The 26,846-nt window shown below is 71.2% G+C and carries 27 protein-coding genes and 1 tRNA gene; 26 read left to right on the top strand and 2 right to left on the bottom strand.

Features of this window, described 5'->3' with window-relative positions; genetic code table 11:
• The first annotated feature begins 210 nt into the window (after window positions 1-210).
• The gene (locus EDF20_RS15570) at window positions 211-387 is read left to right on the top strand and encodes a hypothetical protein (protein ID WP_158614603.1); all 177 of its coding nucleotides are present in this window, start codon (window positions 211-213) and stop codon (window positions 385-387) included.
• 121 nt (window positions 388-508) lie between these two features.
• On the opposite strand, the gene EDF20_RS03245 is transcribed toward EDF20_RS15570, so the two are convergent.
• A tRNA-Arg gene (locus EDF20_RS03245) sits at window positions 509-580 on the bottom strand.
• An 88-nt stretch (window positions 581-668) separates the two neighbouring features.
• Here EDF20_RS03245 and EDF20_RS03240 point away from each other — a divergent pair.
• From EDF20_RS03240 to EDF20_RS03130, 23 genes are all read left to right on the top strand, one after another.
• Window positions 669-1,364, top strand: coding sequence for a pyridoxal 5'-phosphate synthase (locus tag EDF20_RS03240; protein WP_208292568.1), 696 nt, complete (start codon window positions 669-671; stop codon window positions 1,362-1,364).
• A 94-nt stretch (window positions 1,365-1,458) separates the two neighbouring features.
• A complete protein-coding gene (locus EDF20_RS03235; protein ID WP_243833350.1) occupies window positions 1,459-2,244 on the top strand; it encodes a gamma-glutamyl-gamma-aminobutyrate hydrolase family protein in 786 nt (261 codons plus the stop codon).
• Window positions 2,245-2,340: 96 nt separating this feature from the next.
• The gene (gene argS, locus EDF20_RS03230; RefSeq protein WP_133737678.1) at window positions 2,341-4,005 is read left to right on the top strand and encodes an arginine--tRNA ligase; all 1,665 of its coding nucleotides are present in this window, start codon (window positions 2,341-2,343) and stop codon (window positions 4,003-4,005) included.
• Between the two features lie 7 nt (window positions 4,006-4,012).
• The gene (locus tag EDF20_RS03225) at window positions 4,013-4,780 is read left to right on the top strand and encodes a DUF2993 domain-containing protein (RefSeq protein WP_133737677.1); all 768 of its coding nucleotides are present in this window, start codon (window positions 4,013-4,015) and stop codon (window positions 4,778-4,780) included.
• A 96-nt stretch (window positions 4,781-4,876) separates the two neighbouring features.
• Complete coding sequence (gene lysA, locus EDF20_RS03220; RefSeq protein WP_133737676.1) at window positions 4,877-6,280, top strand: diaminopimelate decarboxylase; 1,404 nt, start codon at window positions 4,877-4,879, stop codon at window positions 6,278-6,280.
• A gap of 83 nt (window positions 6,281-6,363) precedes the next feature.
• Window positions 6,364-7,698: a homoserine dehydrogenase gene (locus tag EDF20_RS03215; RefSeq protein ID WP_133737675.1), complete on the top strand. Its 1,335-nt coding sequence runs from the start codon at window positions 6,364-6,366 to the stop codon at window positions 7,696-7,698.
• On the top strand, window positions 7,698-8,780 hold the full coding sequence (gene thrC, locus EDF20_RS03210; RefSeq protein ID WP_133737674.1) for a threonine synthase: 1,083 nt from the start codon (window positions 7,698-7,700) through the stop codon (window positions 8,778-8,780). The genes EDF20_RS03215 and thrC overlap by 1 nt, the downstream gene beginning before the upstream one ends.
• A gap of 13 nt (window positions 8,781-8,793) precedes the next feature.
• Window positions 8,794-9,747, top strand: coding sequence for a homoserine kinase (gene thrB / locus EDF20_RS03205; RefSeq protein ID WP_123547256.1), 954 nt, complete (start codon window positions 8,794-8,796; stop codon window positions 9,745-9,747).
• A gap of 260 nt (window positions 9,748-10,007) precedes the next feature.
• Window positions 10,008-12,305 (top strand): transcription termination factor Rho, encoded by a 2,298-nt coding sequence (rho, locus tag EDF20_RS03200; protein WP_133737673.1) that lies wholly within the window; start codon window positions 10,008-10,010, stop codon window positions 12,303-12,305.
• Complete coding sequence (gene prfA, locus EDF20_RS03195; RefSeq protein ID WP_123546327.1) at window positions 12,305-13,387, top strand: peptide chain release factor 1; 1,083 nt, start codon at window positions 12,305-12,307, stop codon at window positions 13,385-13,387. Before rho ends, prfA begins: the two co-directional genes overlap by 1 nt.
• 65 nt (window positions 13,388-13,452) lie before the next feature.
• Window positions 13,453-14,271 carry a peptide chain release factor N(5)-glutamine methyltransferase gene (prmC, locus tag EDF20_RS03190; RefSeq protein WP_243833405.1) on the top strand — a complete coding sequence of 273 codons (819 nt, stop codon included), beginning with the start codon at window positions 13,453-13,455 and terminating at the stop codon, window positions 14,269-14,271.
• A gap of 38 nt (window positions 14,272-14,309) precedes the next feature.
• Window positions 14,310-14,987 carry an L-threonylcarbamoyladenylate synthase gene (locus tag EDF20_RS03185; protein ID WP_133737671.1) on the top strand — a complete coding sequence of 226 codons (678 nt, stop codon included), beginning with the start codon at window positions 14,310-14,312 and terminating at the stop codon, window positions 14,985-14,987.
• A 17-nt stretch (window positions 14,988-15,004) separates the two neighbouring features.
• Window positions 15,005-16,264: an MraY family glycosyltransferase gene (locus EDF20_RS03180; RefSeq protein ID WP_123547255.1), complete on the top strand. Its 1,260-nt coding sequence runs from the start codon at window positions 15,005-15,007 to the stop codon at window positions 16,262-16,264.
• Window positions 16,261-16,686: a hypothetical protein gene (locus EDF20_RS03175; RefSeq protein ID WP_123546321.1), complete on the top strand. Its 426-nt coding sequence runs from the start codon at window positions 16,261-16,263 to the stop codon at window positions 16,684-16,686. Before EDF20_RS03180 ends, EDF20_RS03175 begins: the two co-directional genes overlap by 4 nt.
• 240 nt (window positions 16,687-16,926) lie before the next feature.
• Window positions 16,927-17,733 carry a F0F1 ATP synthase subunit A gene (gene atpB, locus EDF20_RS03170; protein ID WP_123546319.1) on the top strand — a complete coding sequence of 269 codons (807 nt, stop codon included), beginning with the start codon at window positions 16,927-16,929 and terminating at the stop codon, window positions 17,731-17,733.
• A gap of 71 nt (window positions 17,734-17,804) precedes the next feature.
• Entirely contained in the window at window positions 17,805-18,038 is a 234-nt protein-coding gene (atpE, locus tag EDF20_RS03165) for an ATP synthase F0 subunit C (protein WP_043594505.1), read from the top strand.
• Between the two features lie 20 nt (window positions 18,039-18,058).
• Window positions 18,059-18,619, top strand: coding sequence for a F0F1 ATP synthase subunit B (locus EDF20_RS03160; protein WP_123546317.1), 561 nt, complete (start codon window positions 18,059-18,061; stop codon window positions 18,617-18,619).
• Between the two features lie 2 nt (window positions 18,620-18,621).
• Window positions 18,622-19,416, top strand: a complete 795-nt coding sequence (locus EDF20_RS03155; RefSeq protein WP_133737670.1) for a F0F1 ATP synthase subunit delta — start codon at window positions 18,622-18,624, stop codon at window positions 19,414-19,416.
• A gap of 58 nt (window positions 19,417-19,474) precedes the next feature.
• The gene (gene atpA / locus EDF20_RS03150) at window positions 19,475-21,112 is read left to right on the top strand and encodes a F0F1 ATP synthase subunit alpha (RefSeq protein ID WP_123546313.1); all 1,638 of its coding nucleotides are present in this window, start codon (window positions 19,475-19,477) and stop codon (window positions 21,110-21,112) included.
• Window positions 21,113-21,156: 44 nt separating this feature from the next.
• Entirely contained in the window at window positions 21,157-22,056 is a 900-nt protein-coding gene (locus EDF20_RS03145) for a F0F1 ATP synthase subunit gamma (protein ID WP_123546312.1), read from the top strand.
• 39 nt (window positions 22,057-22,095) lie between these two features.
• Window positions 22,096-23,556: a F0F1 ATP synthase subunit beta gene (gene atpD / locus EDF20_RS03140; protein ID WP_133737669.1), complete on the top strand. Its 1,461-nt coding sequence runs from the start codon at window positions 22,096-22,098 to the stop codon at window positions 23,554-23,556.
• Window positions 23,557-23,558: 2 nt separating this feature from the next.
• On the top strand, window positions 23,559-23,819 hold the full coding sequence (locus tag EDF20_RS03135) for a F0F1 ATP synthase subunit epsilon (protein ID WP_123546308.1): 261 nt from the start codon (window positions 23,559-23,561) through the stop codon (window positions 23,817-23,819).
• A gap of 28 nt (window positions 23,820-23,847) precedes the next feature.
• Window positions 23,848-24,648: a peroxide stress protein YaaA gene (locus EDF20_RS03130; protein ID WP_133737668.1), complete on the top strand. Its 801-nt coding sequence runs from the start codon at window positions 23,848-23,850 to the stop codon at window positions 24,646-24,648.
• Here the strand turns inward: EDF20_RS03130 and EDF20_RS03125 are convergent.
• The gene (locus EDF20_RS03125) at window positions 24,618-25,178 is read right to left on the bottom strand and encodes a methylated-DNA--[protein]-cysteine S-methyltransferase (protein ID WP_233568958.1); all 561 of its coding nucleotides are present in this window, start codon (window positions 25,176-25,178) and stop codon (window positions 24,618-24,620) included. The two genes, EDF20_RS03130 and EDF20_RS03125, sit on opposite strands and share 31 nt — an antisense overlap.
• 189 nt (window positions 25,179-25,367) lie before the next feature.
• Between EDF20_RS03125 and EDF20_RS03120 the strand changes: the two genes are divergently transcribed.
• On the top strand, window positions 25,368-25,916 hold the full coding sequence (locus EDF20_RS03120; RefSeq protein ID WP_123546304.1) for an FHA domain-containing protein: 549 nt from the start codon (window positions 25,368-25,370) through the stop codon (window positions 25,914-25,916).
• On the top strand, window positions 25,913-26,707 hold the full coding sequence (locus EDF20_RS03115) for a protein phosphatase 2C domain-containing protein (protein ID WP_123546302.1): 795 nt from the start codon (window positions 25,913-25,915) through the stop codon (window positions 26,705-26,707). The genes EDF20_RS03120 and EDF20_RS03115 overlap by 4 nt, the downstream gene beginning before the upstream one ends.
• Window positions 26,708-26,846: the final 139 nt, after the last annotated feature.

Here is a 26,846-nt window from a genome sequence, read left to right as displayed (position 1 = left end):
GTCGTACCCCTGCGACACCCGTTCCGCCGACGGGTGGTGAGCGGGCGGTCCTGGAGTGGCGAGGAGGGGTCGTTGCCGGCTGTACCCCGTTCACGGGGCTTCGCGGCGGCGTCGCGGGGTACTCTCCGGAGACCGGCCTGACCCGAGGCCGTCTGACCTGAGGAGGACATCATGGGTGCTGTTCTTGAGAGGACGTCTCGAGCGGAGGTCGTGCCCCTGGGCGACGGCTTCCACCGGGTGTCCACCCCCACCGCCGGCGTGATCGGCTTCGTGCACGAGACCGAGGGGCGCTTCGAGGTCCTCCGTGGTCGCGTTCGCTCGGCGACCCGTGCCGAGGGCGCGTACCGGACGCTCGACGTCGCCGTCATCGCGCTGACGTACAGCTGAGCCGCGACGAGGAGTCGACCGCCGGCAACGGAGCCGGGGGCCGACCGCCCACCAGCACGACGAAGGCCCCGCATCAGCGGGGCCTTCGTCGTTGCCGGCCGGTCGGCCGAGGTGGTGCGTGTGCCCCCAGAAGGATTCGAACCTTCGCCCCTGCCTCCGGAGGGCAGTGCTCTATCCCCTGAGCTATGGGGGCCAGGGACGTCGACAAGGCTAGCAGCGATTGCACGCGGTCACGGACGTGGTCGACGGACGCGGCGACCGGACGGGAGCAGGCTGGTCCTGTGACTCCTCCCGACTCCGCGCCCGGCGCCTCCTCGTCCTCGTCCTCGTCCTCGTTCCGCGACCGAGTGAGAGGGGCGGCGTCGCCGAGCCCCGACGTCCGCGAACTCGATGTCTCGTCGACGCCTGCCGACCCGGTCTCGCTGTTCCTCGAGTGGCTCGACGCCGCCGTCGCCGCCGGTGTCGTCCAGCCGCACGCGTTCACGTTGTCGACGGCCTCGACGGCTTCGGGGCCCACCGCCCGCACGCTCCTGCTCAAGGACGTCGACGACGCCTTCTGGTTCACCTCGTCGGCGCTGAGCCCGAAGGGCCGACAGATCGCCGAGGACGAGCGCGTCGCGCTCACCTTCTTCTGGGCGGCGCAGGGGCAGCAGGTCCGCGTCACCGGCTCGGCGGTCGCCGGCCCGCGGGACGTGGCGGAGCAGGACTTCCGCCACCGGCACCCCGACTCGCGTGCCGTCGCCGTCGCCGTGCCGCAGAGCACGGAGGTGGACGACGTGCGGGCGGCCGACGAGGCGCTCGACCGTGCCCGCGCCGAGGTGGAGGCCGACGACGACCTCGTGCCCGACGACTGGACCGCGTACCGAGTCCTTCCGGTGTCGGTCGAGTTCTGGCAGGCCATGACGGGCCGCGACCAGGTGCGCGTGCGGTACGACAGGGTCGGCGACGACTGGCGCCGCGCCTCCCTCTGGCCCTGAGGCAGCGACCGGTTCTGCTGTCGGGCCGACGCCGGAGCCGTAACGCCGCGACACACAGCTGGCCAGGGCCGCGGCCGCCGACGAGCATGGAGCCATGACCTCCTCCCTCGTCCGCCCCGGGTCCGCTGCCGTCGTCGCCGCGCGCCCGATGCTGGCCGTGGTCGAGGTGACGGCGCACCGGCCCCACGCTCCGCGGTACCACGCGTACGTCCAGACGCTGAACGAGCGGATCGTCGAGGACGCGATCGCGCTCGGCTGGGACGCCCGGCGTCTCGCAGCGGGCGACCTCGGCGCCGCCGAGCTCCTCCGCGTCACCGACGGTGCCTCCGCGATCGTGATCGCCGGAGGAGAGGACCTCGATCCGGTCACCTGGGGCGGACGCCGCGGCTACGAGGGCGAGGGCCGTCACGACGAGGAGGCGGACGCCGGCCAGATCGCCCTCGTGCGTCGTGCACTCGTGCGGTCCACCCCCCTGCTCGGCATCTGCCGCGGGCACCAGGTGATCGACGTGGCGCTCGGCGGCACGCTCGTGCCGCACCTCGACGACGCCGACGGCGCCCACCGGGGCTCCGGAGCGGTCGAGAGCCTCATGGTCGACCACGACGTCGAGCTCGCCCCTGGCAGCCGCGTCGCGGCGGCGTTCGGCAGCACCACGGCCCGTGTCCGCAGCGCGCACCACCAGGCCGTCGACCGTGTCGGCGAGGGCCTGGAAGTCGTCGCCCGCACCGCCGACGGCGGGGTCGAGGCCGTGGAGCACCAGACCGCGCCGATCACGGGCGTGCAGTGGCACCCGGAAGACCGCGGCGCCGACCGGACGCAGCTGCCGCTCCTCCTGTCCCTGCTGGCGGCCCAGGCCGCCGAGGTGTTCCGCGCCGCCTGACCGCCGCGTCCCGCGCACCGTCCCGACGACCGCGGCTCGGCCGGTGGTCGACCGATCCGCCGGTCGCCCCGCGCCCAGCCGGTAAGATCGACGACCGTGACTCCCGCCGAACTCTCCACGTCCCTGCTCGCCGTCGTCGACGGGGTGCTCCAGCGTCGAGGCGTTCCCGCCGACGTCGTCGTGACGCCCGCCGACGTCGTGCTCGAGCGGCCCCGCAACCGCGACCACGGCGACTGGACCACCAACGTGGCGATGAAGTTCGCCAAGCGGGTCGGCGCCTCGCCGCGCGACCTCGCGACCGAGATCGCGGCCGAGCTGGCCGAGGTCGACGGCGTGTCCGACGTCGACGTCGCCGGCCCCGGCTTCGTCAACGTGCGGCTCGACGCGGCCGCCGCGGGCCTGCTCGCGCGGACGATCGTCGAGCAGGGCGCCGAGTTCGGCCGCGGCACCTACTACGACGGCGTCACCATCGACCTCGAGTTCGTCTCGGCGAACCCGACCGGGCCGATCCACATGGGCGGCGTCCGCTGGGCGGCCGTGGGCGACAGCCTCGCCCGCGTCTTCGAGGCGCAGGGCGCGCTCGTCACCCGCGAGTACTACTTCAACGACCACGGCGGGCAGATCGACCGCTTCGCGCGCAGCTTGGTCGCCCGGGCGCTCGGCGAGCCGACCCCGGAGGACGGCTACGGCGGTCAGTACATCTCCGACATCGCCGACCGCGTGCTCGCGGCGACCGACGTCGACGTGCTCGCGCTGCCGCGCGACGAGGCACAGGAGGCCTTCCGGGCCGCCGGGGTCGACTTCATGTTCGCCGACATCAAGCAGTCGCTGCACGACTTCGGCGTCGACTTCGACGTCTACTTCCACGAGAACGAGCTGCATGAGTCGAAGGCCGTCGAGCGCGCCGTCTCCCGTCTCCGCGAGCTCGGGCACATCTACGAGGCCGAGGGCGCCACCTGGCTGCGCACCAGCGAGTTCGGCGACGACCGCGACCGGGTCGTCATCAAGACGGACGGCGAGGCGGCGTACATCGCGGGCGACCTCGCCTACTACCTCGACAAGCGCGAGCGCGGCTTCGAGCGCAACCTGATCATGCTCGGCGCGGATCACCACGGCTACGTCGGCCGCATGATGGCGATGTGCGCCGCGTTCGGCGACGAGCCGGGCGTCGCCCTCGAGATCCTCATCGGCCAGATGGTCAACCTGCTCCGCGACGGCGAGCCGATGCGCATGTCGAAGCGCGCCGGGACGGTCGTCACGATGGAGGACCTCGTCGACGCCGTCGGCATCGACGCCGGCCGCTACTCGCTGGTGCGCAGCCCGGTGAACAGCTCGATCGACATCGACCTGGACCTCTGGACGCGGCGCACCAACGACAACCCCGTCTTCTACGTCCAGTACGCGCATGCCCGCACGCGGTCCGTGGCGCGCAACGCCGAGGCCGCCGGCGTGACGCGCGACGCGTTCGACGCCTCCCTGCTCGTCCACGAGACCGAGAGCGCCCTCCTCGGCGCCCTGGCCGAGCTGCCGCGCGTCGTCGTCCAGGCCGCCGAGCTCCGCGAGCCGCACCGGGTGGCTCGCTACGTCGAAGAACTGGCAGGCTCGTACCACCGCTGGTACGACAGCTGCCGGGTGACTCCGCTCGGCGACGAGGAGGTGACCGACCTGCACCGCACGCGCCTCTGGCTCAACGACGCGGCCGGGCAGGTCATCCGCAACGGCCTCGGCCTCCTGGGAGTCTCCGCTCCCGATCGGATGTGACGAGGGCATGAGCGACGTCGACGACTTCTTCGCCGAGCGGGCCGTCCCGCGCCGCCGTGCCCGGGGCGCCGCCGCCGGTCTGTTCGTGCTGGTCGGCGTCCTGGTGGTGCTCGCGATCCTCGCGGTCGTCGCCGACGTCGTGACCCGCGGCCTGGTCGAGCAGCGCGCCGCAGCCGAGATCTCGACCGCGACCGGCCTCGACGACGTGGCCGTCGACGTCCACGGCACCTCCGTGCTCTGGCAGATCGTGCACGGCTCGCTCGACGACGTGACGCTCTCCTCGGGCTCGGCGGGCGACCCCGTCTCGTTCCGGTTCGACGTCAGCGACGTCCCCACCGATCTCGAGGGCACCTCCGGCGCGGTCACGGGCACGCTCTCGGCCGACTCCGCGACGGTGAGCTCGCTCGAGGGCGTCTCGTCCGCCGGCGCGACCGTGACGCTCGGCGACGGCGAGATGACCTACGCCCGCAGCTTCGACGTGCCCCTGCTCGGGCCGGTGCCCGTCGACGTGACGGCCACGCCCGCGATCGCCGACGACGGCCGTGCCCTCGACTTCACCCCGACGCGGGCGTCGCTGCCCGACACCTCCCTGTCGCTCGACCTGACGCCGTTCCTCGGCGACTTCGCCCAGCGCGTCTGCGTTGCCGAGCAGCTGCCCCCGGGCGTGGTGCTCACGTCGGTCGACGTCGAGCCGGGCCGGGCGCAGCTCGGCCTCCGGTCGGACGGGCTGCCCCTCACCTCCTCCGGCCTGGCCGCGAAGGGCAGCTGCAGCTGATGCCGGGGCGCCGGCAGCCGCAGGGCTCCGTCACCGACGGCCGCTGTCGCTAGGCTCGTCGTCGTCCCGCCCCTCCCGATCCCCACCGAGGTCCCCGTGTCGCCCAACCCCCTCGCTCCCGACTGGCTGCTCGAGCCCGACGACGTCGACGCGCTCGACCGCTCGGTCTGGTCGCACGGCGCCCGCCGTGGCGACGACGGCGTCGTCGCCGTCGCCGGCGTCCGGGCCACCGAGCTCGTCGCCCGTCACGGCAGTCCTCTCTACGTCGTCGACGAGGACGACTTCAGAGGGCGCGCCCGCGGCGCGAAGGAGGCGTTCGACCGAGAGCTCGGACGCGTCGGCACCAGCGCGGTCGTGTACTACGCCGCCAAGGCCTTCCTGTCCGTCGAGGTCGCCCGCTGGGTCGCCGAGGCGGGCCTGCGCGTCGACATCTGCACCGGCGGCGAGTTCGCCGTCGCCGCGGCGGCCGGGGTCGAGCCCTCGCGCATGGCGTTCCACGGCAACAACAAGTCGCTGGCCGAGATCGACCGCACCGTCGCGGCGGGCATCGGCAACATCGTCGTCGACAACGCGGAGGAGGTGGTGCGGGTGGCCGAGGCCGCGGCCCGTCACGGCGTCGTCCAGTCCGTCCGCGTCCGCGTCAACAGCGGCGTGCACGCGTCGACCCACGACTACCTCGCGACGGCCCGCGAGGACCAGAAGTTCGGCATCACCCTCGCCGACGCACCCGCCGTGGTGGCGGACATCCGCAGCCGGCCGTCGCTGCGGCTCCTCGGCCTGCACTCCCATATCGGCTCCCAGATCTTCGGCTCGGACGGCTTCGGCGAGGCCGCGCGGCGGCTCCTGGCCCTCCACGCCGAGCTGCTCGTCGACGGTCCGGTCCCCGAGCTCAACCTCGGCGGCGGCTTCGGCATCGCCTACACGTCGGTCGACGACGCGCGGCCCCTCGACGAGCTCGCCGCCGCGCTGGCCGACATCGTCGCGGCCGAGTGCGCGCGGCTCGGCATCCCGCTGCCCGTGGTCGCCGTCGAGCCCGGCCGGGTGATCGCCGGGCCGTCCGGCACGACCCTCTACACGGTGGGCACGGTCAAGGACGTCGCGGTCACGGTCGACGAGCAGACCGGCGAGACCGCCGTCCGTCGCTACGTCAGCGTCGACGGCGGGATGAGCGACAACGCCCGGCCGGCCCTCTACGAGGCCGACTACTCCGCACGCGTGGTGAGCCGCGCCTCCTCGGCGGCCCCTGCCCTCGTCCGGGTCGCGGGCAAGCACTGCGAGAGCGGCGACCTCGTCGTGCTGGCCGAGTACCTGCCCGCCGACGTCGTGCCGGGCGACCTGCTCGGCGTACCCGCGACGGGCGCGTACTGCTGGAGCCTCGCGAGCAACTACAACCACGTCGGGCGGCCCCCGGTCGTCGCGGTGCGTGACGGGGCCTCGCGGGTCATCGTCCGCGGTGAGACCGAGGCCGACCTGCTCGCCCGCGACGCCGGCCTCGACTGAGCCTCGCGGCGCACGTCTCCCGACCACCCCTGCCCCTCAGCTCACGGCGCCCCGACCGGGTCGCCTCCACAGAACGGAACACCATGGACGAATACCGCGACGTGAGGGTCGCCCTGCTGGGCGCCGGATCGGTCGGGTCGCAGGTGGCCCGCCTGCTCCTCGAGCACGCCGACGAGCTGGCGGGTCGCGCCGGCGCCGGCCTGCAGCTGGTCGGCATCGGGGTCCGCGACGTCGACGCGCCCCGCGACGTCGACCTGCCGCGCGAGCTGTTCACCACCGACCTCGAGTCGCTGATCCTCGGGGCCGACATCGTCGTCGAGCTCATGGGCGGGCTCGAGCCGGCCCGCCACCACGTGCTGCAGGCGCTGCTGTCGGGCGCCGACGTCGTCACGGGCAACAAGGCGCTGCTCGCGCACCACGGCCCCGAGCTCTTCGCGGCGGCCGAGCAGGTCGGCGCCCAGCTCTACTACGAGGCGGCCGTCGCCGGCGCCATCCCCATCATCCGACCGCTCCGCGACAGCCTCGCCGGCGACCGGATCCGCCGGATCATGGGCATCGTCAACGGCACGACCAACTTCATCCTCGACCGGATGGACACCGACGGCGACACGCTCGAGGACGCCCTGGCGACCGCGACGGCCCTCGGCTACGCCGAGGCCGACCCGACGGCCGACATCGAGGGCTTCGACGCCGCGCAGAAGGCGGCCATCCTCGCGAGCCTCGCCTTCCACACGACGGTGCCGCTCTCGGCCGTGCACCGCGAGGGCATCACGTCCGTGACGCACGAGCAGGTGCAGGCTGCGCGCAAGGCCGGCTACGTGGTCAAGATCCTGGCGATCTGCGAGCGGCTCACCGACTCGGACGGCGTGGACGGCGTGAGCGCACGCGTCTACCCGGCGCTCGTCCCGCTCGACCACCCGCTGGCCGCCGTCCACGGGGCGAAGAACGCGGTGTTCGTCGAGGCCGAGGCCGCCGGCGACCTCATGTTCTACGGCGCCGGCGCCGGGGGAGTTGAGACCGCCTCGGCGGTGCTCGGCGACCTCGTGTCCGCCGCGCGCCGACACGTCATCGGCGGCCCCGGCGTCGCCGAGTCGACCCAGGCCGACCTGGCCGTGCTGCCCATCGGCCACGTCGTCACCCGATACCAGATCACCCTCGACGTCGCGGACCAGCCCGGCGTCCTCGCCGAGGTCGCGACGGTGCTCAGCCAGCACGGCGTCAGCGTGCACAGCGTCGAGCAGACCGGCGGGCTCGAGCCCGGCGCGTCACGTGACGAGGAGGCGCCCCCCGCGACCGCTACCCTGATCATCGGCACCCACCGTGCCCGCGAGTCCGACCTCGCCGCCACGGTCGTCGCCCTCCGCAACACCGCGGTCGTGAACTCCGTCACGAGCGTCCTGAGAGTCGAAGGAGCCTGATGGCCCACCAGTGGCAGGGTGTCCTGCGCGAGTACGCCGACCGTCTCGACGTGACGGAGGCGACCCCGGTCGTCACCCTCGGCGAGGGCGGCACGCCCCTCATCCCGGCGCCGGCGCTGTCCGCGCGCACCGGGGCGAAGGTGTTCGTCAAGTACGAGGGCATGAACCCGACCGGCTCCTTCAAGGACCGCGGGATGACGATGGCCATCTCGAAGGCGGTCGAGCACGGCGCCAAGGCCGTCATCTGCGCGTCGACCGGCAACACGTCGGCGTCGGCCGCCGCCTACGCCGCGCACGCCGGCATCACCGCCGCGGTGCTCGTGCCCGAGGGCAAGATCGCCATGGGCAAGCTGAGCCAGGCCGTCGCCCACGACGGTCAGCTGATCCAGATCCAGGGCAACTTCGACGACTGCCTCGACATCGCGCGCGACCTGGCCGAGAACTACCCGGTGCACCTCGTGAACTCGGTCAACAACGACCGCATCGAGGGCCAGAAGACGGCCGCGTTCGAGGTCGTCGACGTGCTCGGCGACGCCCCCGACTTCCACTTCCTCCCCGTGGGCAACGCCGGCAACTACACGGCCTACACCCGCGGCTACCGCGAGGACGTCGAGGCCGGTCGGTCCACCCGCCTGCCGCGGGTGTTCGGCTTCCAGGCCTCCGGCTCGGCGCCGATCGTGGCCGGCGAGGTCGTGAAGCACCCCGAGACCATCGCGAGCGCGATCCGGATCGGCAACCCCGCCTCCTGGCAGCTGGCCCTCGAGGCCCGCGACCTCACGAACGGCTGGTTCGGAGCGATCACGGACGAGGCGATCCTCGCCGCCCAGAAGATCCTGGCGGCCGAGGTCGGCGTCTTCGTCGAGCCGGCCTCGGCGATCAGCGTGGCGGGCCTGCTCGAGCGCTCCGACGCGGGCGTCGTCCCGGCGGGCGCGACGGTCGTCCTCACGGTCACCGGCCACGGCCTCAAGGACCCGCAGTGGGCCCTCCGTCGCGCCGACGGCTCCGAGGTCACGCCGACGGTCGTCGAGAGCGACACCTCGCGCGTCGCCGAGGTGCTCGGGCTCGTCCCGGCCTCTGCGTGACCGAGGCGTGCTGATGACCCGAGCGGGCGACGTGCGGTCGGTGCTGGTCCGGGTGCCGGCGACCTCGGCGAACCTCGGCCCCGGCTTCGACACGCTCGGGCTCGCCGTCTCGCTCTACGACGAGCTCGTGGTCACCACGACCACGGGCTCGGGCGTCGAGGTGCACGTCGAGGGCGTCGGGGCAGGCGAGGTCCCCACCGACGAGGGCAACCTCGTCGTGCAGGCGATCGCCGCGGCCTACGCATCCGTCGGCCAGCCGCTGCCGGGTCTCCGGCTCGAGGCCCGCAACGTGATCCCGCACGGGCGCGGCCTCGGCTCGTCGGCCGCCGCCATCGTCTCCGGCGTCGTCGCGGCCAAGGGCCTGCTGGAGGGGGTGGTCGAGTTCTCCTCCGCCGACCTGCTGCGGGTGGCCACCGAGATGGAAGGACACCCCGACAACGTCGCCCCGGCGCTCTTCGGCGGGCTGACCATCGCGTGGATGACCTCGTCGGGCCCCGCCCACAAGCGCCTGCTCGTGCACCGGGGCGTGTCTCCCGTCGTGTTCGTGCCGGAGTCGACCCTCTCGACGAAGCTCGCACGCAGCCTCCAGCCCGCGTCGGTGCCGCACGAGGACGCGACGTTCAACGTGTCCCGCTCCGCGCTGCTCGTGGCGGCGCTGATCCAGAGCCCCGAGCTGCTGCTCGCCGCCACGGAGGACAGGCTCCACCAGAGCTACCGGGCGAGCGCCATGCCCGAGACCGACGCGCTGATCACCATGCTGCGGGACGCCGGCCTGGCCGCGGTCGTGTCCGGCGCGGGGCCGTCGCTGCTGGTGCTCGGGAGCGACCCCGCGCAGCGCCTCTTCGCAGCGGATCTCGTGGCCGAGCACTCCCTGTCCGACTGGCGCGCCGTCATGCTCGCCGTCGACCTGCGGGGTGCTACAGTGAAGCCGCACCCGGTAGAGAATCAAGATCCCCTGGGCTTCTAGCAGCACCTCCTCGGTTCTCGAGTAGGCGTGTCGAGTCCCCAGGCTCCCTGATCCCCCCGGGCCGCACATCCCGTAGTGCACATCTCGCAGCGTCCGTCCGCCTGTCTGGCGTACGTGCGCCGCACCTCCGTGAGCTCCTCTGCGCATCCCGCGCAGCGCGCATCCGCGCAGGGCCTGCCGACAGGGCAGACCCCAGGCCACGAGGTGTGACCAGCTCAGCCTCGCGGCTCTCGCGGGGGAGCGGAAGGAACCCAACACCAGTGTCAGACGTCGACATCCCCAACTCTGCGGACACCACCGCCGAACTCAGCGCCATGCGCCTCCCGCAGCTCCAGGCCCTCGCCTCCTCGCTCGGCATCAGCGGTCTCTCCAAGCTCCGCAAGGGCGACCTCGTCGCCGCCATCGCCGCCGTGCAGGCGCAGTCGGCCGGGGGCGCCGCTGCCCCGGCCGAGGCCGCCGTGCCCGTCGTCGAGCAGCCCGTGCTCGACGTGCCCGTCGAGGCAGTCGCCGACGCGCCCGTCGAGGGCGTCACCGGCACCGAGCAGGCCGACGCTGCCCAGGTCCCCACCGCCGACGAGGCGCCCGTCGCCCCGACCCGTGCCCGTCGCGGCTCGCGTCGCGCCACCTCCGCGGCCGGCGCTCCCGCCCAGCGCGGCGCCGGCGACCACGTCAACGGCGGAGAGTCGGGCGTCGAGCCCGTCCTCCAGGCCCCCGCCGCGACCCCGGTCGAGGCTCCCGTCGCGCAGGCCGAGCAGGCTCCCGCGGCAGAGGTCGCCCAGGAGGCGCCCGTCGCCGCCGAGCGTCCCTCGCGCAGCCGCCGTGGCTCGCGCCGCGCCTCCGACGCGACCGTCGCCGAGGCTCAGGCCGCGGCGCAGGGCGAGCAGCCCTCCGACGCCACCACCGACCTCGACACGTCCGGCGACGCCGCCGAGCGCGCCCAGGGCGACCAGGGTGTGGACGACCAGGGCCAGGGCGACCGGGCGCAGGGCGACCAGGCGCAGGGCGACCAGGGCCAGGGCGACCAGTCCGGCCAGCAGGGCGGCGGCCGTCGCAGCCGCAGCCGCGGCCGCGGAGACCGCAAGAACGGCCAGTCCGGCCAGCAGGCCGCGGCCGGCGAGCAGCAGCAGGACCGTCAGCAGCAGGGCGGCCAGAAGGCCGACCAGCAGCAGGGCGACCGCCAGCAGCAGGGCGACCGCCAGCAGCAGGATCGCCAGCAGCAGGGCGGCCAGAAGGTCGACCAGCAGCAGGGCGACCGCCAGCAGCAGGACCGTCAGCAGGGCACCGGCCCGCAGCAGCAGGACGAGAACGGCCGTCAGGGCCGTGGCCGTCAGCGTGACCGCAAGCGCGGACGCGGCGTCCAGACCGACGAGTTCGAGCCTGAGATCTCCGAGGACGACGTCCTCATCCCCGTCGCCGGCATCCTCGACGTGCTCGAGAACTACGCCTTCGTCCGCACCACGGGCTACCTGCCCGGCGCGAGCGACGTCTACGTGTCGCTCGGCCAGGTCAAGAAGTACCACCTCCGCAAGGGCGACGCCGTCGTCGGCGCGATCCGCCAGCCGCGCGAGGGCGACCAGGGCCAGGGGCGCCAGAAGTACAACGCGATCGTCCGGATCGACTCGATCAACGGCCAGCCCGTCGAGGAGGCCGCCAAGCGCGTCGAGTTCGGCAAGCTCACGCCTCTCTACCCCCAGGAGCGACTGCGCCTCGAGACCGAGCAGCAGAAGCTCTCGACCCGCATCATCGACCTCGTGTCGCCCATCGGCAAGGGCCAGCGCGGCCTGATCGTCTCGCCGCCCAAGGCCGGCAAGACGCTCGTGCTGCAGGCGATCGCCAACGCCATCGCGGTGAACAACCCCGAGGTGCACCTCATGGTCGTCCTGGTGGACGAGCGTCCCGAAGAGGTCACCGACATGCAGCGCACGGTCAAGGGCGAGGTCATCGCCTCGACGTTCGACCGCCCCGCCGAGGACCACACGACGGTCGCCGAGCTCGCGATCGAGCGGGCGAAGCGCCTCGTCGAGCTGGGCCACGACGTCGTCGTGCTGCTCGACTCCATCACCCGTCTCGGCCGCGCCTACAACCTGTCCGCCCCGGCCTCCGGCCGCGTGCTGTCGGGCGGCGTCGACTCGTCGGCCCTCTACCCGCCGAAGCGCTTCTTCGGCGCCGCGCGCAACATCGAGAACGGCGGCTCGCTGACCATCCTGGCGACCGCGCTGGTCGAGACCGGCTCGAAGATGGACGAGGTGATCTTCGAGGAGTTCAAGGGCACCGGCAACATGGAGCTCCGCCTCTCGCGCCACCTCGCCGACAAGCGCATCTTCCCGGCCGTCGACGTCAACGCCTCCGGCACCCGTCGCGAAGAGATGCTGCTCAGCCCCGACGAGGTCAAGATCACGTGGCGCCTGCGCCGCGCCCTCGCCGGGCTCGAGCAGCAGAAGGCGCTCGAGATCGTCCTCGGCAACCTCAAGGAGACGCAGTCGAACGTGGAGTTCCTCGTGCAGATCCAGAAGTCGATGCCCGCGAACGGCCACGACGCCGGCCACAAAGACCACTGATGTTCGAGTCGGTGTCCGTGCTCCTCGCGGAGCACGACGACCTCCAGACGCAGCTCAGCGACCCCGCGGTGCACGCGGACGCCGCTCGCGCCAAGAAGATCAACCGCCGCTACGCCGAGCTCAGCCGCATCGTGGCTGCCCACTCGGCGTGGCAGCAGGCGGGCGACGACCTCGAGGCCGCACGGGAGCTCGCGAAGGAGGACGAGGCGTTCGCCGACGAGGTGCCCGCGCTCGAGCAGGGCCTCGACGAGTCCCAGGAGAAGCTGCGGCGCCTCCTGATCCCTCGTGACCCCGACGACGGCCGTGACGTGATCATGGAGATCAAGGGGGGCGAGGGAGGCGCGGAGAGCGCCCTGTTCGCCGCCGACCTCCTGCGCATGTACCTGCACTACGCCGAGGGCATGGGCTGGAAGTCCGAGATGATCCAGAGCGACGACAGCGACCTCGGCGGCTACAAGAACGTCCAGGTGGCCATCAAGTCGAACGCCACCGATCCGTCGCAGGGCGTCTGGGCCCATCTGAAGTACGAAGGAGGCGTGCACCGCGTCCAGCGCGTGCCCGCCACGGAGTCCCAGGGGCGCATCCACACCTCCACGACCGGGGTCCTCGTGTTCCCCGAGGTCGACGAGCCGGAGGAGGTCGACATCAACCAGAACGACCTCAAGATCGACGTCTACCGGTCGTCCGGCCCCGGGGGCCAGTCGGTCAACACGACCGACTCGGCCGTCCGCATCACCCACCTGCCCACGGGCATCGTGGTGGCGATGCAGAACGAGAAGAGCCAGCTGCAGAACCGCGAGGCCGGCATGCGCGTCCTGCGCGCGCGCATCCTCGCGCGCCAGCAGGAGGAGCAGGCGGCGATCGCGTCGGACGCCCGCAAGAGCCAGATCCGGGGCATGGACAGGTCGGAGCGCATCCGCACCTACAACTTCCCGGAGAACCGCATCGCCGACCACCGCACCGGCTACAAGGCGTACAACCTCGACGCCGTGATGGACGGGGCCCTGCAGCCCGTCGTCGAGTCGTGCATCCAGGCCGACGAGGAGGCCCGGCTCGCCGAGATCGGCGACGCCGCGTCGTGACCGACGCCGTCGCCGACCTCGGGCACGCCCGCACGGTCGACTCCGCCCTCGCGGCGGGGTCGGCCGTGCTCTCGTCGTCCGGGGTGCCGACACCGGACGTCGACGCGGAGCTGCTGCTCGCCCACGTGCTCGACCTCGGTCGGGGTGTGCTCCGCGCCCGGGTCGTCACCCGGTCCGCCCTGACGGCCGACGCCGCCGGCGCGTTCGCGCGCGCGATCGCCCGGCGCGCCGCCCGTGAGCCTCTCCAGCACATCACGGGCACCGCTCCGTTCCGGTCGATGCAGCTGCACGTCGGACCGGGCGTCTTCGTGCCCCGGCCCGAGACCGAGGGGGTGGCGCAGCTGGCCGTCGACGCCCTGCGCGCCGCGGCCGAGCCCGCCCCGATCGCGGTCGACCTCGGCACAGGCAGCGGCGCCATCGCCCTGGCCATGGCCACGGAGGTGCCCCGAGCGTCCGTCGTCGCGGTCGAGCTCTCGGCCGAGGCCGCCGTCTGGACCCGTCGCAACATCGCCGCGGTCGGCGCCGAGAACGCCCGCCTCGTCGAGGGCGACCTCGCGGACGCCCTGCCCGAGCTCGACGGCACCGTGTCCGTGGTCGCCTCGAACCCGCCGTACATCCCCGTCGGGATGGTGCCGCGCGATCCCGAGGTGCGTCTGCACGACCCCGCGCTCGCCCTCTACGGGGGAGCCGACGGCCTCGACGTCGTGCGCGACCTGTCGGCGACGGCCCTCCGCCTCCTGCGCGTCGGTGGTGTGCTCGTCATCGAGCACGGCGAGGCACAGGGAGGCGCCATCCGGGACCTGCTGGACGCCGACGGCTGGCGGTCCACGGTCACCCACCTCGACCTCACCGGTCGCGACCGTGCGACGACGGCGGTGCGCTGACGCCCTCTCCAGGTCGTCCGCACTATCATCGTCAGGTCATGGCCTCCCTCTACGACCTCTCCGTCGACTCCGAGCTCCTCGCCGGCATGCGCCGAGCACGCGGCGCCATCGGCCGGGGCGAGCTCGTCGTCCTGCCCACCGACACGGTCTACGGCGTCGCCGCCGACGCGTTCGACGCCGGTGCCGTGCAGAAGCTCCTCGACGCCAAGGGGCGGGGCCGCCAGTCGCCGCCTCCCGTCCTCATCAAGGGGCAAGAGACGCTCGCCGCGCTCACCTCGACGGTCCCCGAGGTCGTCAGGCCGCTGCTCGACGAGTTCTGGCCGGGGCCGCTCACCGTGATCTTCCGCGCGCAGGCGTCCCTCAGCTGGGACCTCGGCGACACCCGGGGCACCGTCGCCCTGCGCGTGCCGAGCCACCCGCTCACCCTCGAGCTGCTCGAGGAGACGGGGCCGCTCGCCGTCTCGAGCGCCAACCTCACCGGCCAGGCGGCGGCCGAGACCGCCCAGGCGGCCCTCGACATGCTGGGCGACTCGGTGTCGGTGTACCTCGACGCCGGGCCCGTGGGCAGCGACTGGGAACGACGGCCCGGCGCCAACACGGGCTCGACGATCGTCGACGCGACGGGTGCGTCCGACGGCGTCGTCCGCATCGTCCGGCACGGCGTCCTGCCCGACTCCGAGATCAGACGCGTCGTCGGGGCCGACGCCCTCGCGTGAGGTACTACCTGCTCGCGATGGTCATCGCGGCAGTCGTCAGCTTCGTGCTGTCCGTCGTCGTGTGGCGCCTCGGCCTCCGGTTCAAGCTCTACCCGACGATCCGCGAGCGAGACGTCCACCAGACGCCGACGCCTCGGCTCGGGGGAGTGGCGATGTGGGCGGGAGTCGTGGTCGCCCTCCTCGCGGCGTGGTTCGTCTTCCCCCTCATCTCCGGCGTCGACTACTTCCGCCTCGTGTTCGCGGACCCCGGCCCGCCGCTGGCGATCCTGGGCGCGGCGACGATCATCGTCGTGATCGGCGTGGTCGACGACCTCTACGACCTCGACTGGATGACCAAGCTCGCCGGCCAGATCATCGCGGCGGGCGTCCTCGCGTGGCAGGGCGTCCAGCTGGTGTCGCTCCCGATCGGCGGCAGCCTCGCCATCGGTTCTCCCTACATGTCGCTGATCCTGACGATCCTGGCCATCGTCCTGGTGATGAACGCGGTCAACTTCATCGACGGCCTCGACGGGCTGGTCGCCGGGGTGACGATCATCGCGAACAGCGTGTTCTTCATCTACAGCTTCGTCATCTCGATCACCATCGGCCAGACCGAGTACTTCAACCTGGCTGCGCTGCTCACGGCCGTCCTCATCGGTGCCTGCCTCGGCTTCCTCCCCCTCAACTGGCATCCGGCACGCCTCTTCATGGGCGACGCGGGCGCCCTGCTCACCGGGCTCGTGATGGCGACCAGCGCCATCTCCGTGACGGGCCAGATCGACCCGGCCACGATCTCACGGTCCGCGCTGCTGCCCGCCTTCATCCCGATCCTGCTGCCGTTCGCCGTCCTGGTGGTGCCCCTCCTCGACTTCGGCCTCGCCGTCCTTCGTCGCGTGAGCGCAGGCAAGTCGCCGTTCACTGCCGATCGCAAGCACCTGCACCACCGCCTCCTCGACATGGGCCACTCGCACTTCCAGGCCGTGCTGATCTTCTACTCGTGGACCCTCGTGGTCTCCGTCGGCTGCCTGATGTTCCTCTTCGTCAAGCCCGCCTGGCTCGTCGGGCTCTTCCTCGGCGTCGGCCTCGTGGTCTGCGCTGCCCTGACCCTCGCTCCGCTCAGCCGCAGGAAGCGCGTCGAGGTCGCCGTCCAGAGCACCCGCACCGCCGACCTCGCGGCGAGCGAGTCGGGACGCTTCGACCCGCTCGACGAGGCCGCCGGAGTCCTCGACCCGTCCGACACCGACACGGCGCAGAACGCCGTGGTGCCCGAACTGACACCCCCGGAGGAACGCCCATGAACGCCCGATCGATCTTCACCAAGATCCTCACCTACACGGGCTTCCTGGCCCTCGCGATCGCCGTGGTGGGAGGCGGTCTCGGGTACGCCCTCGCCGGGACGGACGGGCTCTGGAGCGCGCTCGTCGGGGTGGCCCTCGCCGTCGTCTTCGCCGGCATCACCGCGGCGAGCATGCTCATCGCGATCCGGTTCCGCCTGGCGGCCTTCTTCGGCATCGTGATGGGCGCGTGGCTGCTCAAGCTCGTCATCTTCGTCGTGCTGCTGGTCCTCGTGAAGGACCAGCCCTTCGTGAACGACGTCGTGCTCTTCCTGGCCCTCGTCGTGTCGATCATCGGCACCCTGGCCATCGACGCCCTGGTGGTCGTCCGCGGTCGACTCGGCAACGTCAGCGACGCGGTCCTGCCTCCCGCGCCGCAGGACTGACGGGTCCACGGACCACCACGACGAGGCCCTCCCGGGCCCGTGTGCGGCGGCGGCCGGGTCATGTTCCTTGCAGGGCATGAAAAGACCGCCGCCGATTCGTGCCAGCGCCGAATACCTTGATAGAGTCATGACCGTTCCCCGGCCGCGATTCTCTGCGGGTTCGGATGACAACCCCACCAATCGTCGCGACACTTCAGGGTGCTCGCCCCGACACAGGAGATAGCGCTGATAGCGAACGCTGTGAACCTGCTCTCCGCTGCCGAGACCGGCCACGGAGACGGGGGATTCCACGCCCCGACTCTTGACGAGTTCTTCCCGTCCGCGATCTTCTTCGAAGGCACCCCCTTCGAGCTGAACCGCATCATGCTGGTCCGCCTCTTCGCGATCGCCGTCATGCTGCTGCTCTTCTGGCTCGCCCTCCGCAAGGGGCGCCTCGTGCCGTCCCGCGGCCAGAGCATCGCCGAGCTCGGCCTCGACTTCGTCCGCGTGCAGATCGTCGAAGAGATCTTGGGCGAGAAGCTCGGCCGAAAGTACCTGCCGCTGCTGGCCGCGATGTTCTTCGGCATCTTCGCGATGAACATCACGGGCATCGTGCCCGGGCTGAACATCGCAGGCACCTCGGTCGTCGCCATGCCGCTGCTCCTCGGCGTCGTCGCGTACGTCATGTTCATCTACGCGGGCTTCCGCGAGGTGGGCGGGGCGACCTTCTTCCGGAACGCGCTGTTCCCGGCCGGTGTGCCGTGGTACATGTACATCCTGTTGACGCCCATCGAGTTCATCAACATCTTCATCGTCCGGCCCATCTCGTTGGCCTTGCGACTGCTGCTGAACATGATGGTCGGCCACCTCCTCCTCGTGCTCTGCTTCGCCGCGACGCACTTCTTCTTCTTCAGCATGAGCGGTGGGTTCATGGCGTTCGGCGCCCTGACCCTCATCGGCGGATTCGTGATGACCATCGTCGAGATGGCCGTCGCCGTGCTGCAGGCCTACGTCTTCACGCTCCTCGCCTCGGTCTACATCCAACAGGCCGCGTCGAACGAACACTGAGCGTCGAACGAACACTAAGAACGACGGGGCCCGTCGCCTGACGAGCCCCGCCCAACCGGAAGGAAACACAAGTGGACACCACCACGATCCTCGCTGAGATCAACGGCAACATCGCGACCGTCGGCTACGGCCTCGCAGCGATCGGCCCCGGCATCGGCATCGGCATCGTCGCGGGCAAGACCGTCGAGGCCATGGCACGTCAGCCCGAGCTGGCCGGCCGCCTCCAGGTCACGATGTTCCTCGGCATCGCGTTCACCGAGCTGCTGGGCTTCATCGGCCTCGCCGCCGGCTTCATCTTCTCCTGATCAGTTAGGACGACATACCGATGATCGAGACGATCCTCGCGGCCGAGGGCGGTGCTCCCGAAGGGGCTGCCGTCTTCTTCCCCGCCGGTTACGACATCCTCTGGTCTCTCGTCGTCTTCGTGGTCATCGCCGCGTTCTTCGGGATCTTCGCGATCCCGAAGTTCCGCAAGATCCTCGACGAGCGTGCCGAGCGCATCGAAGGCGGCATCGCCCACGCCGAGGCCGCACAGGCCGAGGCGGCGAAGGCCCTCGACGAGTACAAGAAGCAGCTTGCCGACGCCCGTGCCGAGGCGGCTCGCATCCGTGAGGCCGCTCGTGCCGAGGGCGCCGAGATCCTTGCCGACCTCAAGCAGCAGGCACAGGCTGAGGCCGATCGCGTCACCGCGAACGCCCACGTCCAGATCGAGGCCGAGCGCGCGGCTGCTGTCGCGTCGCTCCGCGCCGAGGTCGGCTCGCTGGCCATCGACCTCGCGTCGGGCGTCATCGGCGAGTCCCTGGCGGACGACGCCAAGGCATCCGCTGTCGTCGACCGGTTCCTGGCCGACCTCGAGGCCGACCAGAACACGAAGGCGGGCCGCTGACGATGGGCTCCATGTCCCGTGAGGCGCTCGGGTCGGCGAGGTCCACCCTCGCCGACCTCGGCGGTGCCGCAGACCTGACCACGGGCGAGCAGGTGCTCGACGCCGGTCGCGTCATCGGCGGCAACGTCCAGCTCCAGGCCTACTTCGCCGACCCCGCCGTCGACGCGGCCACCAAGAAGCAGCTCGTCGACCGCGTGTTCGGTGCCTTCACCGAGCCGGCGCGTGCGCTGGTGCTGTCCGTGGTGGGTCGCCGCTGGTCCTCGAAGCGCGATCTCCTCGCGGGCATGGAAGAGATCGGCATCCGTGTCGTCGCCTCCACGATCCCCGACGGCAGCACGATCGCGAACGAGCTCTTCGCGTTCGACGCAGCCGTCCGTTCCGACTCCTCCCTCGAGCTCGCCATCGGCACCAAGCTGAGCGATCCCGAGGCGAAGGCAGGCCTCGTGCAGCGCCTCCTCGGGGGACGCGCGAGCGAGCAGACGATCACGATCGTCGGCCACCTCGTCCGTCAGCCCCGCGGCCGTCGGATCGGGGAGCTCCTCCGCACGGCAGCCGAGATCGTGTCCGACCAGTCGGACCAGCTCGTCGCCACGGTCACGACCGCGCGCGTCCTCGACGACGCCCACGCGGCCCGCCTCGAACAGGGTCTGTCCCGACAGTTCGGGCGTAGCCTCCGCATCAACCAGGTCGTCGACCCCGCCGTGATCGGCGGGCTCCGCGTCCAGGTCGGCGACGAGGTCATCGACGGGACCGTCGCCACCAAGCTCAGCGCGCTCCGCCTCCAGCTCGCCGGCTAGGCACGCACCCCACACAGACTCGAGGCCTCCTGAAGCCTCGCTACGAATAGGAATCACAATGGCAGACATCAAGATCAGCCCCGATGAGATTCGCGATGCGCTGAAGGACTTCGTGTCGTCGTACGACCCGTCCAAGGCCTCGACGACCGAGGTCGGCTACGTCACGGACGCCGCTGACGGCATCGCGCACGTCCAGGGTCTCCCCGGCGTCATGGCCAACGAGCTCATCCGCTTCGCGGACGGCACGCAGGGCCTGGCCCAGAACCTCGACGAGGACGAGATCGGCACGATCGTGCTCGGCGAGTTCTCCGGCATCGAGGAGGGCATGGAGGTGACCCGCACCGGCGAGGTCCTCTCGGTCCCCGTCGGCGACGGCTTCCTCGGCCGCGTGGTCGACCCCCTGGGGGCGCCCATCGACGGTCTCGGCGAGATCGCGAACGAGGGGCGTCGCGCCCTCGAGCTCCAGGCCCCCGGCGTCATGCAGCGCAAGTCGGTGCACGAGCCCATGCAGACCGGCATCAAGGCCATCGACGCCATGATCCCGGTCGGCCGTGGCCAGCGTCAGCTGATCATCGGCGACCGCCAGACCGGCAAGACGGCCATCGCGATCGACACGATCATCAACCAGAAGGCCAACTGGGAGTCGGGCGACGTCAACAAGCAGGTCCGCTGCATCTACGTCGCCATCGGCCAGAAGGGCTCGACGATCGCGTCCGTGAAGGGCGCCCTCGAAGAGTCCGGCGCCATGGAGTACACGACGATCGTCGCCGCTCCGGCGTCCGACCCCGCGGGCTTCAAGTACCTCGCCCCCTACACCGGCTCGGCCATCGGCCAGCACTGGATGTACGGCGGCAAGCACGTCCTCATCATCTTCGACGACCTCTCGAAGCAGGCCGAGGCCTACCGTGCCGTGTCGCTCCTCCTGCGTCGCCCGCCGGGCCGCGAGGCGTACCCCGGCGACGTCTTCTACCTGCACTCGCGTCTGCTCGAGCGCTGCGCGAAGCTCTCGGACGAGCTGGGCGCCGGCTCGATGACCGGTCTCCCGATCATCGAGACCAAGGCCAACGACGTCTCGGCGTACATCCCGACCAACGTGATCTCCATCACCGACGGCCAGATCTTCCTGCAGTCCGACCTGTTCAACGCCAACCAGCGTCCCGCTGTCGACGTCGGCATCTCGGTCTCGCGAGTGGGCGGCGACGCGCAGCTGAAGTCGATCAAGAAGGTCTCCGGCACGCTCAAGCTCGAGCTGGCGCAGTACCGCTCGCTCGAGGCCTTCGCGATGTTCGCGTCCGACCTCGACGCGGCGAGCCGTCGTCAGCTGGCTCGTGGCGCGCGCCTCACCGAGTTGCTCAAGCAGCCGCAGTACTCGCCCTACCCCGTCGAGGACCAGGTCGTCTCGATCTGGGCCGGCACGAACGGCAAGCTCGACGAGGTCCCCGTGCCCGACGTGCTGCGCTTCGAGCGCGAGCTGCTCGACTACCTCGGTCGCAACACCTCGGTGCTGTCGGACCTCCGTGAGAAGAACGTCCTGTCGGACGACATCGTCTCGGCGCTCGACGCCGGCGTGGACGCCTTCAAGCAGGAGTTCCAGACGGGGGAGGGCAAGCCCCTCGCCTCGGTCGGCACCGAGCAGTTCGAGGCCACCGACGCGGCCGACGTCAACCAGGAGAAGATCGTCAAGGCCAAGCGCTGACGCGCTCGACCGACGATCACGACTGACGAGACAACAGGAGAGTCATGGGAGCCCAGCTAAGGGTCTACCGCCAGAGGATCCGGTCCGCGCAGACCACCAAGAAGGTCACGCGCGCGATGGAGCTCATCTCGGCCTCGCGCATCCAGAAGGCGCAGGCCAGGATGAAGGCCTCCGGGCCGTACTCACGTGCGATCACGCGTGCGGTCTCGGCCGTGGCGACGTTCTCGGACGTCGACCACATCCTCACCACCGAGCCCGCGACCGTGGAGCGTGCAGCGGTCGTCGTGTTCACGTCCGACCGCGGCCTGAACGGCGCCTTCAGCTCGAACACGCTGAAGGAGGCCGAGCAGCTCGCGACCCTGCTGCGCGGACAGGGCAAGGACGTCGTGTTCTACCTCGTCGGTCGCAAGGCGCAGAACTACTTCGCGTTCCGCAAGCGCGACTCGGAGCAGATCTGGACGGGCAACACCGACCAGCCCGAGTTCGCGACTGCGAAGGAGATCGGCGACGCTGTCGTGGCGAAGTTCCTCACGGACGCGTCCGAGGGCGGCGTGGACGAGATCCACATCGTCTACAACCGCTTCGTGAACATGGTCAGCCAGGTTCCCGAGGTCGTCCGTCTCCTTCCCCTCGAGGTCGTCGAGGGCGTCGAGGCGCCCGCCGACGACGAGATCCTGCCGCTGTACGACTTCGAGCCCGACGCCACCGAGGTGCTCGACTCGCTGCTGCCGGTCTACATCGAGAGCCGCATCTTCAACGCGATGCTGCAGTCGGCGGCGTCCGAGCACGCTGCTCGCCAGAAGGCCATGAAGGCCGCCAGCGACAACGCGGACACCCTCATCCGGGACTTCACCCGTCTGGCGAACAACGCTCGCCAGGCCGAGATCACGCAGCAGATCTCCGAGATCGTGGGCGGCGCAGACGCCCTCAGCTCGGCCAAGTAGATCTGCCCCCCAGCATCACCATCCGAAGAGAGAGAAGCCATGACTGACACCGCAACCGCGCCGGTCGCGACCGAGTCGGCTCCCGGCGTCGGGCGAGTCGCCCGGGTCACGGGCCCCGTCGTCGACATCGAGTTCCCGCACGACGCCATCCCGGGCGTGTACAACGCGCTCCACACGACGATCACCATCGGCGACACGACGAGCGAGCTGACCCTCGAGGTCGCACAGCACCTCGGCGACGACCTGGTCCGTGCCATCGCCCTCAAGCCGACGGACGGCCTCGTCCGCGGCCAGGAGGTCACCGACACCGGTGCTCCGATCTCGGTGCCCGTCGGAGACGTCACCAAGGGCAAGGTCTTCAGCGTCACCGGCGAGATCCTCAACCTCGAGGGCAACGAGCAGGTGGAGATCACCGAGCGCTGGCCGATCCACCGCAAGCCCCCGGCCTTCGATCAGCTCGAGTCGAAGACGCAGCTCTTCGAGACCGGCATCAAGTCGATCGACCTCCTCACGCCGTACGTGCAGGGCGGCAAGATCGGCCTCTTCGGGGGTGCGGGCGTCGGCAAGACCGTCCTCATCCAGGAGATGATCCAGCGCGTCGCGCAAGATCACGGTGGCGTGTCCGTGTTCGCCGGCGTGGGCGAGCGCACCCGTGAGGGCAACGACCTCATCGCCGAGATGGACGAGGCCGGGGTGTTCGACAAGACCGCCCTCGTGTTCGGCCAGATGGACGAGCCGCCGGGGACGCGCCTCCGTGTCGCCCTGTCGGCGCTGACGATGGCGGAGTACTTCCGTGACGTGCAGAAGCAGGACGTCCTGCTCTTCATCGACAACATCTTCCGCTTCACGCAGGCCGGTTCCGAGGTCTCGACGCTGCTCGGCCGCATGCCGTCCGCGGTGGGCTACCAGCCGAACCTCGCCGACGAGATGGGCGTGCTCCAGGAGCGCATCACCTCGACGCGTGGTCACTCGATCACCTCGCTGCAGGCGATCTACGTGCCTGCCGACGACTACACCGACCCGGCCCCCGCCACGACGTTCGCGCACCTCGACGCCACGACGGAGCTGTCGCGTGAGATCGCCTCGCAGGGCCTCTACCCGGCGATCGACCCGCTGACCTCGACCAGCCGCATCCTCGACCCCCGGTACCTGGGCGAGGCGCACTACAACACGGCGATCCGCGTCAAGGCGATCCTTCAGAAGAACAAGGAACTGCAGGAGATCATCGCCATCCTCGGTGTCGACGAGCTCTCCGAGGAGGACAAGATCACGGTCGCTCGCGCGCGCCGGATCCAGCAGTTCCTCTCGCAGAACACCTACATGGCGAAGAAGTTCACCGGCGTCGAGGGCTCCACGGTCCCCCTCAAGGAGACCATCGAGTCCTTCACCGCGATCGCGGACGGCGAGTTCGACCACGTCGCCACGCAGGCCTTCTTCAACGTCGGGTCCATCTCCGACGTCGAAGAGAAGTGGGCTCAGATCCAGAAGGAGAACGGCTGATCGTGGCTGCTCTCACCGTGAGCGTCGTCTCGGCCGACCACGAGGTGTGGTCGGGCGAGGCGTCGTCCATCGTCGCCCGTACCGCTGAGGGTGAGATCGGGATCCTGCCGGGTCACGAGCCTCTCCTGGCGATCCTGGCCACGGGCAAGGTCCGCGTCCGCCTGACCGACGGCTCGACCGTCGAGGCGACGGCGGACGACGGGTTCCTCTCCGTCGAGAACGACACGGTCACGGTCGTCGCGCGCAACGCGCAGCTGGCCTGACCTTCGTTCCGACCCTGCCTGATCCACCGTGCTGTTCCTGCTGCCCCCGTCCGAGACCAAACTGGACGGGGGCAGCGGCATGTCCGGGCTCGACCTCGCGTCCCTGTCGTTCCCGCAGCTGAGCGAGGTCCGTCGTGACGTGACGGACCGCCTCCTGGCTCTCTCGTCCGATCGAGAAGCGATGATGTCCGGCCTGAAGCTCGGACCGCGTCTCGCCGACGAGGTCGAGCGCAACAGAAGGGTCGAGTCCTCGCCGACGATGCCGGCCCTGGCGCGGTACACCGGGGTCCTGTTCGATCCTGTCGGGGTCGACGAGCTGGACGAGACGGGCTGGCGGTGGGCTCACCAGCACGTGGCCGTCCACTCTGCGTTGTTCGGGCTGGTCCGGGCGGGGGACCCGATCCCGGCGTACCGGCTGTCCCACGACTCCCGTCTGCCTGTGGCGTCGCTCCGATCCACCTGGTCCGACTCGGTAGCGTCCGTCCTGGCCGACGTCGTCGAGTCAGGGGAGTTCGTCGTCGACCTCCGTTCCGAGGGCTATGTCGCGCTCGGGCCTGCTCCGTGCCCCGGGTCGGTCTTCGTCCGTGTCGTGTCCGACGCGTCCGGTCGACGTCGAGCCCTCAACCACTTCAACAAGAAGTCGAAGGGGCTGCTCGTCGGTCGCCTCCTCCAGGACCGCCCCGAGCTCGCCGGGCTGGACGACCTCCTCGCGTGGGCCCGGAGGGCCGGCATCGTCCTCGAGCCGTCGGCCGAGGGTGAGCTCGTCCTGGTGTCCGAATCGCTGCTCGGGGACCCCGGTCAGACGACCGGCACGGGCCCGATCCGGTAGACGATGCCCTCGTGGCGCAGCAGCCACTGTTTGGTCGGCACGCCCCGGCCGACCGTGTAGCCGGTGACGCCGCCCGTCCGGCCGAGGACCCGGTGGCACGGGACGAGCAACGGCAGGGGGTTCGACGCGACGGCGCCGCCGACGGCCCGCCCGGCCTGCGGGCTCCCCACAGCACCGCCGAGGCGCCCGTAGGTCGTCGTCAGCCCCCACGGGACCGAGACGAGCGCCGACCAGACGGACAGCTGGAAGGCGGTGCCGATCGGCCTGACAGGGAGGTCGAACTGACGACGTCGGCCGTCGAAGTAGTCGTGCACCTGCCGTCGGGCGGCCTCGAGCAGGTCGTCCGAGTGCTCGACGAGCCCGTCGTGGGGCAGGCCTCGTCCGTCGTCGACGAGGACGCGTTCCACGGCGTCCCGTCGACTGTGGATCTCGATCCGACCGACGGGGGAGTGGAGCCGCACGAAGCGCACGTCGCCCGGGTCGTCGTGCAGCCCCGGCGCCAGCGGAGGGACGAGGGTGAGGTCGGGCATGGGGGCACGCTACGGAGGTGCTCCCGCGAGGTCGTGCTCGGCTGCGGCACTTGTGGAGAGGGTGAGGCCGGCGGATCCTGGGGAGGGACCTCGCCAGGAGGCGCGACGCGCGGAGGTGGGGAGCGATCGACCGGTAGCGTGGTCGCGAGGCGTGACGCGCCTCCTCGACCACCCCCTCGTGAGGACACCGTGACACGATCCGATCCACACGACGGCGAGGAACTCGACGACACCGTCCTCGTCGTCCGTGGGGCCGCGACGTCACCGGTCCCTGACGACGACACGGTCGTGCGTCCCCGCGCCAGGACCCACGACGAGCGCCGCAGCGCACCGCCCGTGCCCCCGGCCCCGCCCGCGCAGCCCGCCCGTCGGGTGCACGCGCTCCGCGTGGGCGGCGAGAGCCATCGGCTCGAGGGCCCCGTCGTCGTCGGTCGACGACCGGCTGCCCCGCGTGTCCCGACCGGTGCCCCGATGGTCCTCGTCGTCGTGCCCTCGCCGACCGGCGAGGTCTCGGGCAGCCACGTCCGCGTCGAGCAGGTGGGCGCGACCGTCGTCGTCACCGACCTGCGCTCGACGAACGGCACGGTCGTGACGATGCCCGGACGCCTTCCCGTGACTCTCCGGCAGGGCGAGTCGTCCGTGGCGCTGGCAGGGACCATAGTGGACGTCGGCGACGGCAACCTCCTCGAGATCCTCCCGCCTCCCCGACCCTCAGCCCACGAAGGACCTCGCCCGTGACAGAGCTCGGCCGCCCCACGACCGCCCACCCCCTCGCCGCCGACGCGCCCGGCCTGTCGATCGACTGGGCGGGCGTGACCGACGTCGGCCTCCGCCGCGCGCACAACGAGGACAGCTACGTCGCCGAGGCGCCGGTCTTCGTCGTCGCGGACGGCATGGGCGGGCACAGCGCCGGCGACGTCGCCAGCGACGCGGTGGTGCGGCGGATCGCCGAGGCGGCGGTCCGGGACAGCCTCAGCACGGACGAGCTCGAGGATGCGCTGCGGCGTGCGACGGCGGACATCGCCGTGGCCGCGGCCGAGACCGAGCTCGGGGTCGGCACGACCGCCACCGGCGTGTTCCTCTCCGGCGAGGACGGCGAGGCCGAGTTCACGGTCTTCAACGTGGGGGACTCGCGGGTGTACCTCGTCGCCGACGGCGCCCTGCAGCAGATCACCGTCGACCACTCCGTGGTCCAGGAGATGGTCGACGCGGGCCTCCTCCGTGCAGAGGACGCCGAGTCCCACCCCGACAGCAACGTGATCACGAGGGCCGTCGGCTTCGACGTCGACCAGCGTCCCGACTACTGGCGGATCCCCGCTCGCGCCGGCCTGCGCCTCCTCGTCTGCTCGGACGGGCTGACCAAGGAGCTGTCCGGCCCCGACATCGAGCGTGTGCTCGCCGAGCAGCCGGAGTCGCACGCCGCGGCGTCGGCGCTCGTCCGTGCGGCCGTCGAGGCCGGCGGCCGCGACAACGTCACGGCCGTCGTGGTCGACGTCCGGGGTACAGCGACCGAGCTGCCCGAGGCCTAGCCGCGGCCGTCGTCCACAGGCGTCGAGGCGTTCTTCCTCCCCCGAAGTGGGGGCCCGTCGGTCGTCCCCCGTCCGAGCCGGACGGGGCACGGCCCCCGAGGGCCCGACCTACAATGGCGAGGGCCGGCAGCGTGTCGGC

Origin of the sequence: Frigoribacterium sp. PhB116 (assembly GCF_004364285.1) — a bacterium.
GTDB lineage: Bacteria > Actinomycetota > Actinomycetes > Actinomycetales > Microbacteriaceae > Frigoribacterium.
The sequence above is the reverse complement of the archived record's forward strand: the minus strand, read 5'-3'. Positions and strand labels throughout refer to the sequence as shown.

Coding starts and splice junctions, on each gene's coding strand:
- EDF20_RS03235 (WP_243833350.1), top strand. CDS start 1,459: ATGACCTCCTCCCTCGTCCGCCCCGGGTCCGCTGCCGTCGTCGCCGCG.
- EDF20_RS03225 (WP_133737677.1), top strand. CDS start 4,013: ATGAGCGACGTCGACGACTTCTTCGCCGAGCGGGCCGTCCCGCGCCGC.
- EDF20_RS03215 (WP_133737675.1), top strand. CDS start 6,364: ATGGACGAATACCGCGACGTGAGGGTCGCCCTGCTGGGCGCCGGATCG.
- thrC (WP_133737674.1), top strand. CDS start 7,698: ATGGCCCACCAGTGGCAGGGTGTCCTGCGCGAGTACGCCGACCGTCTC.
- thrB (WP_123547256.1), top strand. CDS start 8,794: ATGACCCGAGCGGGCGACGTGCGGTCGGTGCTGGTCCGGGTGCCGGCG.
- prfA (WP_123546327.1), top strand. CDS start 12,305: ATGTTCGAGTCGGTGTCCGTGCTCCTCGCGGAGCACGACGACCTCCAG.
- EDF20_RS03185 (WP_133737671.1), top strand. CDS start 14,310: ATGGCCTCCCTCTACGACCTCTCCGTCGACTCCGAGCTCCTCGCCGGC.
- EDF20_RS03180 (WP_123547255.1), top strand. CDS start 15,005: ATGGTCATCGCGGCAGTCGTCAGCTTCGTGCTGTCCGTCGTCGTGTGG.
- EDF20_RS03175 (WP_123546321.1), top strand. CDS start 16,261: ATGAACGCCCGATCGATCTTCACCAAGATCCTCACCTACACGGGCTTC.
- EDF20_RS03160 (WP_123546317.1), top strand. CDS start 18,059: ATGATCGAGACGATCCTCGCGGCCGAGGGCGGTGCTCCCGAAGGGGCT.
- EDF20_RS03155 (WP_133737670.1), top strand. CDS start 18,622: ATGGGCTCCATGTCCCGTGAGGCGCTCGGGTCGGCGAGGTCCACCCTC.
- atpA (WP_123546313.1), top strand. CDS start 19,475: ATGGCAGACATCAAGATCAGCCCCGATGAGATTCGCGATGCGCTGAAG.
- EDF20_RS03145 (WP_123546312.1), top strand. CDS start 21,157: ATGGGAGCCCAGCTAAGGGTCTACCGCCAGAGGATCCGGTCCGCGCAG.
- atpD (WP_133737669.1), top strand. CDS start 22,096: ATGACTGACACCGCAACCGCGCCGGTCGCGACCGAGTCGGCTCCCGGC.
- EDF20_RS03125 (WP_233568958.1), bottom strand. CDS start 25,178: ATGCCCGACCTCACCCTCGTCCCTCCGCTGGCGCCGGGGCTGCACGAC.